This window comes from Sphingopyxis sp. CR5 (genome assembly GCF_059693785.1).
Map to the genome: position 1 here is coordinate 252,532 of NZ_JCATIE010000005.1, position 16,387 is coordinate 268,918.

Annotated in this window: 6 protein-coding genes; 2 read left to right on the forward strand and 4 right to left on the reverse strand. The window is 68.6% G+C overall.

The window, feature by feature from the left end; genetic code table 11:
* Positions 1-2: 2 nt before the first annotated feature.
* Both AC58D2_RS09890 and AC58D2_RS09895 read left to right on the forward strand, forming a co-directional pair.
* Entirely contained in the window at positions 3-1,940 is a 1,938-nt protein-coding gene (locus tag AC58D2_RS09890; protein ID WP_497389793.1) for a cytochrome c3 family protein, read from the forward strand.
* 42 nt (positions 1,941-1,982) lie between these two features.
* Positions 1,983-2,831, forward strand: coding sequence for a phosphodiesterase (locus AC58D2_RS09895; protein WP_497389795.1), 849 nt, complete (start codon positions 1,983-1,985; stop codon positions 2,829-2,831).
* Here AC58D2_RS09895 and AC58D2_RS09900 read toward each other — a convergent pair.
* The 4 genes from AC58D2_RS09900 to AC58D2_RS09915 all read right to left on the reverse strand — a co-directional run bounded on the left by AC58D2_RS09900 (position 2,828) and on the right by AC58D2_RS09915 (position 16,309).
* Complete coding sequence (locus tag AC58D2_RS09900; RefSeq protein WP_497389797.1) at positions 2,828-3,772, reverse strand: D-2-hydroxyacid dehydrogenase; 945 nt, start codon at positions 3,770-3,772, stop codon at positions 2,828-2,830. The two genes, AC58D2_RS09895 and AC58D2_RS09900, sit on opposite strands and share 4 nt — an antisense overlap.
* A gap of 111 nt (positions 3,773-3,883) precedes the next feature.
* Positions 3,884-5,350: a cysteine--tRNA ligase gene (gene cysS, locus AC58D2_RS09905; protein ID WP_497389799.1), complete on the reverse strand. Its 1,467-nt coding sequence runs from the start codon at positions 5,348-5,350 to the stop codon at positions 3,884-3,886.
* Between the two features lie 45 nt (positions 5,351-5,395).
* The gene (locus AC58D2_RS09910; protein WP_497389801.1) at positions 5,396-14,464 is read right to left on the reverse strand and encodes a hypothetical protein; all 9,069 of its coding nucleotides are present in this window, start codon (positions 14,462-14,464) and stop codon (positions 5,396-5,398) included.
* A gap of 30 nt (positions 14,465-14,494) precedes the next feature.
* The gene (locus tag AC58D2_RS09915; protein ID WP_497389803.1) at positions 14,495-16,309 is read right to left on the reverse strand and encodes a ShlB/FhaC/HecB family hemolysin secretion/activation protein; all 1,815 of its coding nucleotides are present in this window, start codon (positions 16,307-16,309) and stop codon (positions 14,495-14,497) included.
* Between the last annotated feature and the right edge of the window lie 78 nt (positions 16,310-16,387).

Below are 16,387 nucleotides of genomic sequence, written 5' to 3' on the forward strand. Positions count from 1 at the left end.
CGATGAGCTTCATCCTGCGCCGGATCGCGACGACCAAGACGGGCAAGCAGATCGTTCGCGATCAGTCGCTCGCCGGCGATAGCATCACGCTCGGGCGCGATAGCGGCAATGCGATCCACGTTGCCGACCTAGCGGTCAATCCGCATCACGCGACGATCAGCAGCGCCGACGGACGCCACGTCCGCATCGCGGCGCAGGAGGGGCTCGGCTTCGACCTCAACGGGCGCACGCTCGACATCGCCGACATCGACAGCGCGGCGGGCGCCGAGCTACGCTTCGGCGGGCACCGGCTGACAATCGCGCGCGAGGGAGAGGATGTGATCCTGCGCGTCGAGCGGATCGACGAGCTGTCGCAGGCGTCGAAAGACGTCGATGAAGCGCGCGCCTTTTCGCTCGCCGGCGTGATGCCGGGCAAGCGAGCCGGGGCGTGGGCGTTCGCGGCGCTGGTGCTGCTCGCTTTCCTGATCGGGCCGATCTGGGCGTGGCACAGCTACCAGAGCGTCGACGAACGTCCGCAAGGCTATCATGCCGACCAGGCGTGGCTGTCGGGGCCACTGTCGAGCGCGCACGCCAGCCTGAAGAACGACTGCCAGGCGTGCCACGTCGAGCCCTTCGTCGCGGTCACCGACAAGGCGTGCGTCGGTTGCCATACCGGCGAGCACAAGGCGATGAGCCAGGCGCATGCCGGCGCATCGACCGCGATGCTGCTCGCCGCGCGCGCGCCGCCGGGGGCGGGGGGTAAGGTGCTGGCGGGCTTCGCCCATGCGTTCAACAAGCCGCAGGGCCGCTGCGTCGGCTGTCATACCGAGCATGAGGGGGCCGGGCCGATGCCGGCGACGCCGCAGGCCTTTTGCACCGACTGTCACGAAGGGATGGCGGCGCGGCTGACGTCGGCGGGCTTCAAGTCGGGGATCGCCGATGCCGGCGACTTCGGAACGAGCCACCCCGACTTCCGCCCGCTCGTCCGCGCCGCGCCGGGCGCGCAGCCGTTGCGCGCCACGCTGGGCAAGGGTGCGGTTTCCGATTTCGACGGGCTCAAATTTCCGCACGACCTGCATCTCGCGGCGAACGGCGGGGTCGCGCGCATGGCGGCGAGCTTCCGCGGCCGCTATGGCTTCGGCAAGAAGCTCGAATGCGAAAATTGCCACCGGCCCGAAGCCGGCGGGGTGCGTATTGCGCCGGTGAAGATGGAGCGCGACTGCGCGATGTGCCACAGCCTCGCCTTCGAGACCGTCGGCGGCGTGACGCGCACCTTGCGCCACGGCGAGCCCGATCAGGTCGTCGCCGACCTTTATGCTTATTATCGCTCGACCGGCCCGACGCGCCCGCTCCAACTCGGTGGCATGGCGCGGCGGCGGCCCGGGCAATATGCCGAGGGGCAGGTCTATAATATCTATTTCCGCGAAAGCGCGGTGCGGCCGAGCCGCGCCGCCGACGCGGTGCGCGCGGTCTTTTCAAAGGGTGGCGCCTGCTATGACTGCCACACGATCGGCGCGCTAAAATCGGGCAACGACTGGCGCGTGATGCCCGTGCATCAGACGCCGCGTTTCCTGCAAAAAGGCTGGTTCGACCATGATGCGCACAAGGAGACGGCGTGCGCCGATTGCCATATCGCCGCGCCAAAGTCGAAACAGGCGAGCGACATCTTGGTGCCGGGGCTGACGCAGTGCCGCACCTGTCACGTCGGCGAAAGCGGGGCGACGCTGGCCAAGGTCGAGACCGCGACCGCCTCGCCTTGTGCCATGTGCCATGAATATCACAGCGACGGCGGCAAACCGTGGGTACCGGAGCGGCAGCGCAAGAAGGCTGTGACCGTGATCATCGCGCCGCCTTCGGCGCATTCCTACACTGTGCGCAAGATCACAGAGCCGAGTCGGCGCAGCCTTTATCATGTGGCGTGGCGCAAACCGGCGTTGCGGCACGCGGAATGGGGTCGATAATCATCGTGCGACCGCGATGGCGGCGCGGAGCAGGGGACGGAGATGCTGATCGCCCAGATCACCGATATCCATATCGGTTTCGATCCGGACAATCCGGCCGAATATAATCGCAAGCGCCTCGACGAGGTGCTGGACAGGTTGATCGACGGGCCGAACCGGCCCGATCTGTTGCTCGCCACCGGCGACATCACCGATCGCGGCGATGCCGACAGCTACCGCCGGTTGGTCACCGCCTTTTCGCGTTGTCCCTTTCCCGTCTGGCCCAGTGTCGGCAATCACGACCTGCGCGACAATTTTCACGCGCACTTCCCGGGCTTCGACGATGGCAACGGCTTCGTTCAATATACGGTCGATCTGCCCGAGTTGCGGCTCGTCACCATCGATACGCTCGAGGAAGGGCGCCATGGCGGTGCCTTTTGCGACACACGCGCCTTGTGGCTCGATGCCGAGCTGGCAAGGGCGCCCGCGAAACCGACCTATATCGTGATGCACCATCCGCCGGTCGAAAGCGGGATCGACTGGATGAACACGCACCCCGACGAACCCTGGGTCCACCGTTTTGCCGAAGTGGTGCGCCGCCACCCGCAGGTGCGCGGGCTGATCTGCGGTCATCTGCACCGCAGTGTTACCGTCGCGTGGGAAGGGCGCACCGTCGCGATCTGTTCGTCGACCGCGCCACAGGTCTCGCTCGACCTGCGCCCGATCGACGAAAGCCGTCCCGACGACCGGCCGATGATCGTGGCCGAAGACCCGGCCTATGCGCTGCACCATTGGAACGGCCGCGAGCTGGTCAGCTTTTACGACCATGCCGGCGCGCACACGATGCTCGCCAAATATGACGAGCGGCTGCAACCGCTGGTGCGCGAGTTGAAGGCCGAGCGGCCGAACTAATAGCCCAACGTCAGGTCTACCCGAGGCTCGACCGCCTCGCCCTTGTGCCAGCGGTCGAGATTTTCGAGGAAGCGGGTGGCCGAGCGCGCGAACATCTTGTCCTGCGCGCGGCCCGACAGGTGCATCGTGACATGCGCGTTATCGAGGCCCCACAGCGGGTCGCCGGCCGGCAGCGGCTCGGGCGTGGTGACGTCGAGGAAGGCTGCGGCGATGCGCTTTGCCTTCAATGCGTCGACCAGCGCGCCCTGATCGACGACCGCGCCGCGGGCGATGTTGATCAGGGTGGCGCTCGGCTTCATCGCCGCGAGCTCGTCGGCACCGATCATTCCGTCGGTCTCGGCCGTCGCGGGAACCGCGAGGATGATCCAGTCGAACTCGCCGAGCCGTGCGCGCCACTGGTCGGGGCTCAGCGTGTTGGCGCCCGGCGAGCGGCGCACGACAGTGACGTCGACCGCGAAACCCTTGAGCCGCTCTTCGACCAGCTTGCCGATCGCGCCATAGCCGAGCAGCAAGGCCTTCGACCCGTAGAGCTCGACCTTGCCCGGCGAGTCCATCAGCCATTCGTGCCGCTCCTGCGCGCGCACGACCTCGCGGTAGCCCTTCGCGACGGTGAGCATGCCCATAACGACATATTCGGCGATGGTGATCGCGTTGATCCCGGCGCCGTTGGTGACGGTGACCCCGCGCTCCCGCAACAGGTCGAGCGGCATGCCATCGACGCCGGCATAGATCGAGTTGAGCCATTTGAGGCGCGTCGCCGCGGTGATCGCCGCCGCCATGTCCTTTTTCTCGTACATGTCGAACCAGCCGATGTCGGCATCGGGCGCGAGGGCCATTGCCTCGTCCTTCGACTGGAAGAAGCGCGGTTCGACCCAGTCGGGCAGACGATTCTCGACCAGCGGGCGGATGAGGCCGGACAGGACGGTAATGGTTTTGGTCATATATCTCCCCTCCCGCTTGCGGGAGGGGCAGGGGGAGGGCCTGTCCGCGCGCGCAACGGGGTCGGTCCTACATGCCTTCCCCCAAGCTCTCCCGCAAGCGGGAGGGAAACCTCAATTGTCCGGCCGCCAGTCCCAGCCCAGCGGGTCGCCGTCCATGACTTCGACGCCCGCGGCGTTCAGTTCGTCGCGCAGCGCGTCGGAGGTCGCGAAATCCTTTGCTGCGCGCGCTTCCTTGCGGCGGGCGAGGGTGGCTTCGATTTCCTCTTCAGTGATTGTTGCCGCTTTGGGTCGAACGCGAAGCGCCTCGCGCGAGATGGTGAGCAGGTCGAGGCCGAGCACCGCATCCATTACCGCGAGCGCCGCCCTTTTCTGGCCGGCATCGATCTTGTTCAACGCGGCCGCTTCTTCGAGCAGGGTGAGCGCGATCGGCGTGTTGAGGTCGTCCGAGACGGCCAAATCGAACCTGGCGAGCAGATCGAGGAGCCGCTTGTCCGACACCTCGGCCGCTTGCGTCTCGCGCACCGGGGCCGCCGCCATCACCAACCGCTTGAGCCGCGTCAGCGCAGCGCCCAGCCCATCCCACGAAAATTCGAGTTCGGACCGATAGTGCGCCTGCAGGCACAGCAGCCGATAGGCGAGCGGGTGATAGCCCTTGTCGACCAGAAGTTGCAGACGCAGGAACTCGCCCGCCGACTTCGACATCTTGCCTCCGCGGTCGATCAGGAAATTATTGTGCATCCAGACGCGCGCGCCCGAATGTTCGGCGCAGTCCAGGCCGCCGCAATCGCGATAGGCCTGATTTTGCGCGATTTCGTTCGGGTGGTGGATTTCTCGGTGATCGATGCCGCCGGTATGGATGTCGAAGGGCAGTCCGAGTTCGGCTTCCCCCATTACCGAGCATTCGAGGTGCCATCCCGGTGCGCCGCGGCCCCACGGCGACTCCCATTCCATCTGCCGCGTCTCGCCCGGCGGGGTTTTGCGCCAGATAGCGAAATCGGCCGCGTGGCGCTTGCCTTCGACCTCGTCGATCCGGGCTTCGCCTTCTTCGGTGACCGCGCGGGCGAGCCGGCCGTAATCCGCCACCGTCGACACGTCGAAATAGAGCCCGCTGTCGAGTTCGTAGCAATGGGCGTCGGCGATGCGCTTCGCAAATTCGATCATCCGCGGGACGTAATCGGTCGCGACGGTCCATTTGGCGGGATCGCGGACATTCAGCCAGGCGAGGTCGCGCTTGAATTCCGCGGTGTAAAAGGCGGCAATGTCCCAGGCCGTCTTGCCCTGTGACGCGGCGGCCTTTTCCATCTTGTCGTCGCCGGCGTCGGCGTCCGAGGTCAGGTGGCCGACATCGGTGATGTTGATGATATGGCGCAACTCATAGCCCTTGAACGCAAGGGTGCGGCCCAGCGTGTCCGCAAAGACATAGGCGCGCATATTGCCGATATGCTGGTAATTATAGACCGTTGGTCCGCACGAATAGACGCGCGCTTCGCCGGCGTGGACGGGCGTGAAGGGTTCCAGGCTGCGCGTCAGGCTGTTGAACAGCATCAGCGGCGCGGCGGGTGGCGGAGCGTCGGTCATCCGCCGCCCATGCCGTGAGGCACCGGCGCTCGTCAACCGAAAGGCTTATTCGCTGTCTTCGCTGTCCTCGTCGCGGTCGGGCGCGGTCCACAGATCGTCGTTGCCCGCGCCGGTAACGGGGTCGTCGAGAAGGGGCGCCCCGGTCATCGGGTCGATATCGCGTATCGTAATCAGCGCGGTCGGAAGCAGGATGCCGTCGCCCGGACTACCATCGGTGCCCACCTCGCCTTCGATGACGTCCTGTACCGGAAATTCCATCGCATAATCGGGGGTTGCGATGCGTGCGCAGGCCCCCGAATTGAGGATGATGCACCCGTTCAGCGTCGATCGCGCTTCGAGGCCCGCGCTGGTGGGGGTGCCGCTACCGATGCTGAGCAGGGCGATCGTGTCGAGCCCGGTCACCTGGCCTTGCGGGCCCAGCTGCACACCGTTGAGGACGAGTCGCGTGCCGGCCCCCGCAGTGTTCACATTGAGCCCGCCCGCACCGAACGTCAGACCCCGGCGCTGGTCGAAATCGGTGCCGGCACCGCTGTTCTGGACATAAAAGCCGGTGTTCGCGCTTGCATCGATCCCCCGGGCGAAAAGCGCACCATCGTCGCTGGTGAACCCATCGTTCTGCGCCAGACGGTCTTCGATCGCATCGGTCGAGGTCGCCGAGTCGACGTCCGCCATCGCACCGCGCGTCGCGATGAGGATCGTATCCGCGTCGAGTGTCAGCTGGCCGCCGGGGATCGCGGCGTCGCTGCCGCTCAGGCGGATCGAGCCCTCGCCCAGCGCGACATGCAGTTCTTCGCCCGCGATCACAGCCAGCGCGTTGTCGTCGGACAGTCCGGTAAGCGCCACCGCGCCGGCGACCTCGGCGCGCCCGGCGGTTTCGATCGTCAGCGATCCGGCGGCGCCCAGGTTCGAAGCCGGGTCGCCGCCGGTCATCGCGAAGGCGCCGATGACCGCGTCGGGGACCGGGCGTCCGCCCGCGGTGTTGCCCGCGACGCTCGTCGCGACGGGAGCGAAGATGCGGATATCGCTGCCGTAAAGGCGCGCCATTTCGTCGGCATCGAGATTATAGCCGTCGCCGCCGCCGTCGCCGCCGATGAAACTCTGCTGGACGCCATTGTTGGAAATCGACAGGCTGGTCGTCGTGCCCGCGCTGCCGATCTGTCCCGCCGTGCCGATCGCGATATCGTGCGACGCCAGCGTCATGGCGGCCGCGCTCACCGCGCCGTCGATGGCGATGAGGCCGCCCGCGCTCGCGTCGAGACTGCCGGTCACGCTTGCATCGGTCAGCGCAATATCGCCGCCGGTGGACACCAGCCGGGCATCGCCCGCAGCCAACGTCGTCACGCTCAGTCCCTGCGCGCCGCCGAAGTCGGCAAAACCGGCGACATCGGCGCCGGCTATCGACAGATTGCCGTTGGTGCCGACGACCGCATCGCCGACATCGGCGATCAGACCGGTGAAATCGAGATCACCGCTTCCACCGATCGCGATGCTGTCGCCGCTTGCGTCGACGCTTCCGGCCGACGCAAGCGATCCGACGACGATCGCGCCGTTCGCGCTGGCAAGGATGGTCGTGCCCTGATCGACGATCGTATCGACTGCGACCCCGTTCGTCCCGTTCAGGCCGATGCCTCCCGTGCCTTGTGTCATCACCCGGCCGACGTCGATGCTGTCGCCCGCCGACAGCGCAACCGTGCCAAAGGCCGCGATTGCGCCGCCGTCGACCGCGCCGCTCGTGGTCACGGCGACGTTCCGGCCGGCCGCCAGCGTGTCGACGAGCGCACCCGCCGGGGTCGTCAGGGTCGCGAGCGTTGTCGACGCGCCGGTCATTGCAATGTCGCGTCCCGCCGCGACTGGGCCGTCGACGCTGATCGCGCCCGTGGCCTGAATGACGACGTCGTCCGCCGCGTCGAGATTTGCAAGTGTTGCCGAGGTGCCCTGGGAACGGATGCTGCTGTCGCCGCCGCCGATGCCGAGCCCTAGCGTATCGGCGCCGTCAAGGTCGATCGTGGATGCCGCCGACAGGAGAATATCGTCGCCGGCCGACAAGTCGCTAGCGGCAATCGCGCCATTGGCCGACAGCAGGGTGATGTCGGCGCCGTCGGGCGCGGCGTTGCCGATGGTAAAGCCCGTCGCGGGGTCATAGCCCAGAACGCTATCGTCCGAGCCGCCACCGGTCGTCGAGAGCCCGGTGGCCGTGAGGCCGCCCGCCGCGGCAGCATCGATATCGTCGCCGGCGGTGACATTGGTCAGCACGGCGGTCGTCCCGGCGCGCACGAACAGATCCTCCCCGGCACCGCCGCCCGTCAGCGTGACCGAATCTCCGGCGTTGACGCCGAACATGCCGGTCGCAAAGCTATCGGTGAGGGTCGCGTCGGCGGCCGCATCGACGAAAAGATTGCCGGCCGACGGAAGTCCGGTTGCCGGGTCCAGAAAGCCACCGGTCGCTGTCGCGCTGGCGGTGACGCCGCCCCCAGACTCCATCGAGATATCGCCGCCCGACGCATAAGAGCCCTGGATGTCGCCCGCGGCGTCGATCTCGATAAACCCGGCAACGTCCGCCTGGCCGATTACCACCTGGCCACCGGTTGCTGTCGCATAGAGCGAGGCGTTCCCCGCGATATCGGCAACTGCGATGCTGCCGCCGGTCATCCTGATGGTGCCGCCGGCCGTGATGGTGGAACCCGCGATGGCGTCGATTGCGGTCAGGTCAATGGTCGTTCCGGCATCGAGCGCGACGAAGGCGATCGATTGCGCTCCGACGTCGATAGAGCCGCCCGCAGTCGCATTGCCGAGGTCGGCGGCACCCGACGCGTCGATGACGATATTGCCGCCGGTTATGATCGAGGCGGTACCCGTTGCGAAGCTGGCGACCGTGGCGGTGAAGTCTCCGGCCGCTTCGGCATGACCGACGCTTGCGGCGCCGCCGACGATATCGATATTGCTGCCGTCACTCTCGTCGTCGAGGCCGCTGCCGTCGGCATAGGCCGCGCCCACGGCCACCGAGCCATTCGCGGCAAGATCGATATCGTCGCCCGCGTCGAGCTCGGCGATGTCGACATCGGTCGCAGCCGCGATCGTGACGTCGTGCCCTGCCGCGAGGGCGCCGGTCGAGGCAATGCGTCCCCCCGTTGATATCAGGTCGATGTCGGTGCCCGCGGCGATGGCGCCGAGAGCCAGGCTGCTGCCGGATATGCTGGTGGCAAGGCCGGACCGAAGCGTTCCAGCGCCGGTCACCGCGCCCGCCGCCGTCGCGATCAGATTGTCGAACGCCGACAGATCGGCGGCAACGATCGTCGCCGCCGGCGCCGACAGCGTTATGTTCGACAGATCGGGGGGGGCGGCATCGATATGGAGGACCGGAATCGGGTTCGATGCGATCGCCGAATAAACCACGCTGCGGGCATCGCTGCCGCTGCCGGTCGTCGCCGCGTCGGCGATGGTCAAGCCGCTTCCCGACGTCACATCTATGTCGTCACCGGCGGTGACCGCCGCAAGGTCGGCGGTCGTCCCGGCCAGCACAAACACGTCCTCGCCGGCCGTCGCACCGTTCAGGCTCGCCGCATTGCCTGCGCGTACGGCGAGCATCGTCGCCGCGCTGCTGTTGGTCAGGGTGGCGGTGTTGTCGGCATTGACGAGAACATAGCCTTCCGAGACATTGCCGTTGCCGTCTATATAGCCGCCGGTCGCGTCGGTTTCGGCGGTCACGTCGCCGCCGGCGGTCAGGGTGACATTGCCGCCCGCGCGGTAGATTCCGTCGATATTGTCGCTTGCCGACACGCTGATGTCGCCGCCGACGTCGGACACGCCGACCAGTGCGTTGCCGGCGCTGGCGGAGATCGCGAGCGTATCGGGCGCCGAAACCGTGCCCGCCACCGCGACATGCCGGCCCGACAGGACGATCGGGCCGCCGGCCGCGATATCGACCCCGTCGATCCCGTCGGCCGCGCCGAAGCCGTTGGCATTGAGCGCCACCGTCGAGCCCGCCTCGATCGCGTTGAAGGCGATCGATTGACCGACGACGAAGACGTAGCCGCCCGCCGTCGAGTTGCCGAGGTCGACCGTTCCCGGCGCATTGATGTCGATATTGCCGCCGGTAACGATCGAATTGAGCCCGGTCGCGAAGCTCGCCGCCCGGGCGGTCAGATCAGTGTCCGCTTCGGCATGTTCGACGCGCGTCGCACCGGCGCTGTCGAGGAAGATGTCGGCACCGTGCAGGCGATCGACGCCGATCCCGCCCGCCGTGGCGGTGAGCGTCAGCGTGCCGCCGGCGTCGAGCAGGCTTCCCTCGCTGCCGCTGATCCCCGTTCCCGCGATGGCGGTCAGGTCGCCGCCCGTTTGGATCGTCGGGGCGGTACCGGCGCGGTCGTCGTGACGGATATCGACCTGGTCGGCGGCCTGGATGTCGAGGTTGGCGCTGACATCGAAAACCCCGTTCGCCTGGCCATAGACGCCGACCGACCCGTCGCTGACCAGCGTGGTGGCACCGGTCGTCCGGACGGTCCCACCGTAAACGCCGACGAAGATTCCCGTGTCGGCAGCGCCGGTGTCGTTGTTGGTCGGGGGCGCTGCCCCAAGCGTTTCGGCGGCGAGGCTGGCCAGGGTCACCGCACCGTCGGAGATCAACTCGATCCGTCCCGCCAACTCGCCATTGGCGCTGATTCGGGTGTCGCCAAGATCGACCTGTGCCGTCGATCCCGACGTGACCCTGGCCTCAACGATCGCGCGGCCGCCCGCGGTGGTGCCCGCAAGGCCCGCCGCACCGTTCGCATCGGTCCCGGAGCCGCCGCTTCCGGCGGTCCCCGCGACGCCGTTGACGTCGATCGTCACCGCTTCGCCGTCCGACGTGACCGTGCCGCCGTTCGCGAGCAGGTGCACGGTGCCGCCGCTGCCCGATCCGCTGTCGCCCCCTGCGCCGCCCGACAGCCCGGTGCCATAGTTGTTGAAGGCGCCGTTGCCGCCGTCGCCGCCGGTACCGGTGCTGCCGAACGCGATGACCCCGTTCGCGTCGGGCGCGAGCGTGAGCACCGCGCCCTCGCTCGCCACGGCTTCGATCGTGCCGCCCGTCCCGTCGCCGCCGGACCCGCCGGCCGGCCCGATGGCGACGTCGCTGCCCGCATAGCTGTTCGCGAACGCGCCGTTGCCGCCGCGGCCCCCGGTGATGAAATTTGCCTGGGTCACAGCGACGCGCGCGTTCGGCCCCGTCGCCTCGACGCGTCCCGTGCCTCCGGTCGCATCGCCGCCGTCGCCGCCCGCGCCATTGTCGCCGTAACCGCCCGCGCCGCCGTTCGCCGACGCATCGACCGTGGCGAGCAGCGTGCCCGCGTCATGGTCGGTCACGACGATCCGGGCCGTGCCCCCCCCGGCATCGCCGCCATTGCCGCCGGTCGATCCGCTGCCGCCGCCGCCGCCAGTGCCCTGCGAGGCGACGGTCACGGTTGCGCCCGGTTCGACATCGGTGGCGAGGGTGAGGGTAGAGGTGCCGCCCTGGCCGCTTGCGCCGCGACCGCCGACCCCGATGCTGACGATCGTGCCCGAGCTGAAATATTCAAGCACACTGCCGCCCGCGCCGCCGCTGCCGCCCGAGTCGATGGCCAGCGAGCTGGTGGTCAGCGTGCCGGAGAGCATGTCGACGCTCGCCGATCCGCCGGTGCCGCTGCCTGCGTCGCCGCCCGCGCCGACAGTGCCGTTGTAATTGAAGAAGCTGCCCCCGTCGCCGCCGGTGCCGGTGGCCAGCGCCGCCAAAGTGCTCGTTTCGACAAGGGCATTGCCGTCGAGGGTGATCGCCGCCGTGCCGCCGGTCCCGTTGCCGCCATCGCCCGCGGCAAGAATGTCGGCGGTATCCGAATCGTCGCCATCGAAGCCATATTGGCCCACACCGTCCGCCGACACGATCACGTCGGCGGCGGTCAGCGTCCCGCCCGCGAGGGTCATCGTGGCGGTACCGCCAAAGCCATCGCCGGCAGCAACCGGGTCGAAGCCCCCGAAGCCGTCGGCGCTGACATAAAGATCGCCCGCGGTCACATCGCCGCCGCCCTGCGTGAAGGCGACCGTGCCGCCCGTACCGGTGCCGCTGTTCGGCCCGACCCCGCCGCCATAGCCGTCGGCGCTGACATAGGCGGCATTGGCGATCGAGAGGCTGCCCCCCTGGATATCGACGGTGACATTGCCGCCCAGGCCGTTGCCGGCGCCGGTACCCGATCCGGGCGAGCCTTCGACGTCGGTATACGAGCTGCCGTCGGCGTCGGCCTGGAGATCGTCGAATGCCAGGCTGCTGTCGTTTGAGGGTTCGGCGACGGTCCGTATCACCAGCGTGCCGCCGCGGCCGGTGGGCGCGGGTCCGCCGAAATCGAAATTGCCGCCCGCGACGCCGCCGGTCGATAGCGATGTATAGCCAGGCAGGCGGATCGTGCCCGCATCGGCGATGATTTGCATCGTGCCACCGGTCGCCGCGGCGCCGCCCAGGCTGGCGCCGCTCTGGGCCTGTGCGCTGAACGTGTTGAACGCCACCGAGTCGGTCGCCTCTATCAACCCGCCGTTAGCGGCAAGGACGGCGACGGAGCCCCCCTGCGCGATGCCGCCGCTGCCCTGTGCATTGACCGTCTGTCCGTCGGCATGGACGCTGTAGTATAATGCGCCGACCGTGCCGCCATCTGCGACGATGTCGACAGTGCCGCCGGTGCCGTCGCCGGTCGCAATCGCCGTGACCGCCGCGCCATTTCCGCCATTGGCCTGCGCAGATAATTGGCCGAGCGTCCGGATTGCCGCACCGTCGGTCGCACCGATGTCGATGGTGCCCCCGGTCCCACTGCCGAGGCTTTCGCTGATCCCCGCCGTGCCGTCGGCGGCAAGCATGAGGTCGCCATTCGCCTGGAAAACGCCGAAGTCGGCGGCGGCGAGGTCGACCGAACCACCCTGAGCATTCCCGGATATCGCGGTTGTGCCGCCAAGCGACGTGCCGCCGCCGCTGAGCGCGGTGGCAAACAGGCTGGCCGCATCGGTGGTCACGGTCAGCGGCCCGGCCAGCGAGACGGTGACCGCCCCGCCGCGGGCGTCGCCCCCGGTGATCGTGTCGGAATCGCTCGAGCCGCCGCCCTCTCCGCTTGCCGAGACGATCGTTTCGCCGAGCGCCGCGCCGGTGAGTTCGTCGCCGGTGAAGGTCATCGAGGCATTGCCGCCGATGCCATCGCCGCCATTCTGCGTCGCGACGTCCGGTACAATCGGCTGTGAATATGTCTGGCCGCCGAAGCCGTCGGCCGACACGCTGGTGGAGGGCGACGCGATCGTGGAGCCCGAGCCGGTGAGGGTCAGGGCAGCGATGCCGCCGGTCCCTGTCCCGGACTGTATGGCGCCGGTCTGACCCAATCCGGTCGAACCCACCGAAATGCCGTCGCTCGACACGAGGCTCGCGCCGTTTTCGACCGCCAGCGTGGCTGTGCCGCCGGTTCCGTCCCCGCCGATGTCGGCGGCTCCGGTCGCAAAACCGTTGGAAAAGATCAGTCCGCCCCCGCGCCCGACCGACTGCACGGCGATGTCGCCGGCGACCAGCGTTGCGGCGCCGGACACGAGCAGGGACGCGGAGCCTCCGATCCCGTCGCCGCCCGAGCCGTCGACCCCGATGCCGCCCTGACCGGTGGAGGTCAGATAGACGCTGCCCGCCTGGACGTCGCCGTCGGTGATCGACAGGCCGACGTCGCCGCCGATGCTGGACCCGTCCGCCTGTTGCCGGCCCGATGCCGTAAGCTCGAGATTGCCGCCCACCGCAAGTTGCCCGCCGACGACGGTCGCCACGACCTGTCCCGGCGCATCGGCGGTGCCGCCCGATTGCAAGACGAGGCCGCCGTCGGCGCCGACCCGCTGCCCCGCCGCCGCGACGAGCGTTGCGCTGGCGTCGCCGGTAAAGCTCGCGTCGCCTTCGGTCCAGAGCAGCCCCTGAGTGGGCGATCCGGGGAGGGGAGCGGGAGGGATGGGGTTCGCCGGCTGTCCGGCGAAGGCACCGCTTGCGTGCGCGGTCGTGCTGCTGCGGAACAGGGTATCGCCGACCGTGATGTTCGCTGCCACGTCGCTGGCCGGGTCGGTGTCGATCTGGCCCGCCGTGACGCCATAGCCCGCCGAAAGCACGACCGCGCCATCGGGGTCGGCTTGCGCGACGACGGCGTCGTCATAGCCGACCTCGCCCGCCACAAGCATCGTCACCGCATCGTTCTTGGGAATGGCGACCATATAGATGCGGCTTTGGTCGAAGTCCCCTTGCTGGTGCGCGGGACCGGTGGTCGACCCGTCGTGGACGATCGCATTGCCGCCGTCCGCGCCGACGAGCACATCGATATCGAACAGCCCGCCGTTGATCCGGATATCGGCCTGCTCGGCGGCGATATAGGCGGCCGATCCGTCGACCCGGACCGCGCCGCTCTGGACGATGCGCGGCGCGACCAAGGCGACATAACTGCCCCCGGGATTGCCCGCGACGGCGGCATTGACCGTCGCGCCGCTGGCGATTTGGATCCCCGAGGTACCAGCGGCCCCGCGAAAGCGGATTTCTCCGCCCCCGCCGAAGAGCCCCCCGGTCGTGTCGATGTCGTTGGCGGTCAACAGCAGGCTGCCGACGTTGATCGCCGCGCCGTTGCCGATCAGGATGCCGCCGGCGTTATAGAACCAGATGTTGCCGCCCTGGACGTTGCCGCCGGTCGCGAAACGCGATCCGATGTAGCTGTTCACCGTGCCGTTCAGCGCGACCTGCCTGGCGAGCGACCCTCCGCCCGCGTCGACGAAGCGGTTGAGGACGGTATAATCGCCGGTCCCGTAGAATTCGAGCGTATTGCCCGCAGGAAGAAAGTCGATCGCCCCCCCGGTCGGCGCATTGTCGGTCGGGGTCCAGTTGATGATCGTTTGCGGCGTCGCCACTTCGACCTGGGTCGAATTGGGCGGTGCAGTCGGGCCGAGCGCGGCGGGAGGCGAGATGGTGCCGCTGCCGCTGACGACCTGGCCCGTGCCGGCGACCTGGGCGCGCGACGGGCCCCCGTGCGCGAGCGCGATCAGGCTCGCCGCGATCGCGCAGCTTTCGAGCAGGGGGCGCTTGCCGCGACGGGTCGGCTGGGTGGCGATGGAGGCACGCATGGCAGTCATCCTCGATGCAAGCGTCACGGGTCAGCGCGCCCGGGCGCCGAACTGGGTGGTCAGGGTCACGAGCAGCCGCGGGTCGGGACGGCGGGCGAGCAGGTCGGGGCGATTGAGCGGCGCGGCGACGGTGACGTCGAGCCGCGCCTTGTCGCCGTAGGCCAGACGCACTCCGCCCCCTGCCGAATAAAGCTTTTGAGGGTTGAGTCCGGCAAAGGCGGCGTCCTTGTTCCATACCCAAGCGGCATCGAAAAAGACGAAGGGTTGCACAGCGAACGCCTTGATATTCGCGGGCACCAGCGAGCCGTAGCGCGCCTCGAGTGCGACCCCGACGCCCTTGTCGCCGATGATCGTGCCGGGGTCGTAGCCGCGCCCGACGGTGAAATTGCCGCCCGAAAACTCTTCGTAGGAGAGCAGCGGATCGCTCGCCCATTGCGCGCGCGGCGCGGCTGAGAGGGCGAACATTCTGGTCGGGCGCCATTCGGCGAGCGCATTGGCGCGCAGCACGAATGCGTCGGGCTTGCCCTCGATCCGCGACAGCGGAACGCGCCCGGCCGCGAAGCAGGCCGCCCCCGATGGCCCGCAGTCGTCGCTGGCGCCGAGGATGTCCAGGCCCTGGCGCGCTTCCAGTGAGGTCGACAGCGACCAGCGCGGTTCGGAGGGATTATAGCCGTCGCGGCCCGCGACCGATGCGGGGTCGATCCAGCTGGCATCGGCGCGCACCCCGACGACGCGCAGCCGGTCGCGGTTGAGCGGAACGCCGCCCAGGCCGATGTCCTGATTGATCAGGTCGAGCCCGCCGCCGACGGTGAACTGGTGCGCCTGCGTCAGCGTCACGGGATAGGATGCGAAGAGGCTGATTACCTGCGTCCTCGACTTGATCGCGAGGGCGGGCAGGTCGGGCCGCGTCCAGGCGTAGGTATAGCTGCCGCCCAGCCGGAGGCCGTCGCCGCCGACGCGCATTTCATGGGCGAATTGCGCGACCTGCTGTTCATGGACGTCGGCGGTCGAATAGAGGCTGACCGTCGTCAGGTCGCCCATGCCGGTGAGGCCGGCGAAGCGCGCGCGGGCGATGCCGCCCCAACGACCGACATCGCGCGAACCGAAATTCTGGATATTCGCGTCGAATATGACCGGGGTCCGCGCGACGAGCACCTCGCCGACGACCTCGCCCGGCTGGGCCCCGGGACGCAAGGTGAGTCGGGCGTCCAGGCCCGGGATATCGCGCGCCAGCAGCAGATAGCGTTCGGCCTCGCGAATGTTGAAGACCGGCGCGTCGTCGAGGCGCGACAGGTAGCGCTGGAGGAGCCCTTCGTTGGCGCCGGCATCGCCCCGGACCTCGACCCGCGACATCCGCGCCGCCAGGATGTCGAGCCGGACCACGCCGTCCTCGATCCGCTGCGGCGGGACGCGGACTGCGGCGAGATATCCCTGCGCCCGCAGCAGGGTCGCGGCCCGGTCGCGGATGTCGCACACGACCGACAGGGGCAGATCCTGTCCTGCCCGGTCCCGCCACGCGGACTCGAGCATGGCGGGATCGATGCCTTCGACGCTGGCGAAGTCGACGCGGCGCAGCGTGATACGGACGCCGGCGAATTCGGGATTGGCGAGCGGGCAGGGCGCTCGCTCGATCGCGTCGTCGGCCGCCACCACTCGCTCGGCGGGCGGCGTCGCGGGGGGCAGCGTCGGGCGCTGGATTTCCTCGCGCGTCGGACCCTGCGGTACGGCTTGCGCCGCCGCCAGTCCGGGCAAGGCCGCGAGAACCAGCCCGGCCGATCCGGCGAGGATCCGCCCGGTTCGGCGCCGCGCGCCCGGATGAACTGCAAAAGCCCCCACGTCCGTCATCACCACCCCTTGCGCTGGGGCACGTCCGCGATCGCGGTGCGCGCCCATCGGCAAGCGTCGCCGCATCGTGCGGCAACG

What these genes read in the sequence shown, in the direction of transcription:
- AC58D2_RS09890 (WP_497389793.1), top strand. Translation starts at nt 3, where the DNA reads ATGAGCTTCATCCTGCGCCGGATCGCGACGACCAAGACGGGCAAGCAG.
- AC58D2_RS09895 (WP_497389795.1), top strand. Translation starts at nt 1,983, where the DNA reads ATGCTGATCGCCCAGATCACCGATATCCATATCGGTTTCGATCCGGAC.
- AC58D2_RS09900 (WP_497389797.1), bottom strand. Translation starts at nt 3,772, where the DNA reads ATGACCAAAACCATTACCGTCCTGTCCGGCCTCATCCGCCCGCTGGTC.
- cysS (WP_497389799.1), bottom strand. Translation starts at nt 5,350, where the DNA reads ATGACCGACGCTCCGCCACCCGCCGCGCCGCTGATGCTGTTCAACAGC.
- AC58D2_RS09910 (WP_497389801.1), bottom strand. Translation starts at nt 14,464, where the DNA reads ATGCGTGCCTCCATCGCCACCCAGCCGACCCGTCGCGGCAAGCGCCCC.
- AC58D2_RS09915 (WP_497389803.1), bottom strand. Translation starts at nt 16,309, where the DNA reads ATGACGGACGTGGGGGCTTTTGCAGTTCATCCGGGCGCGCGGCGCCGA.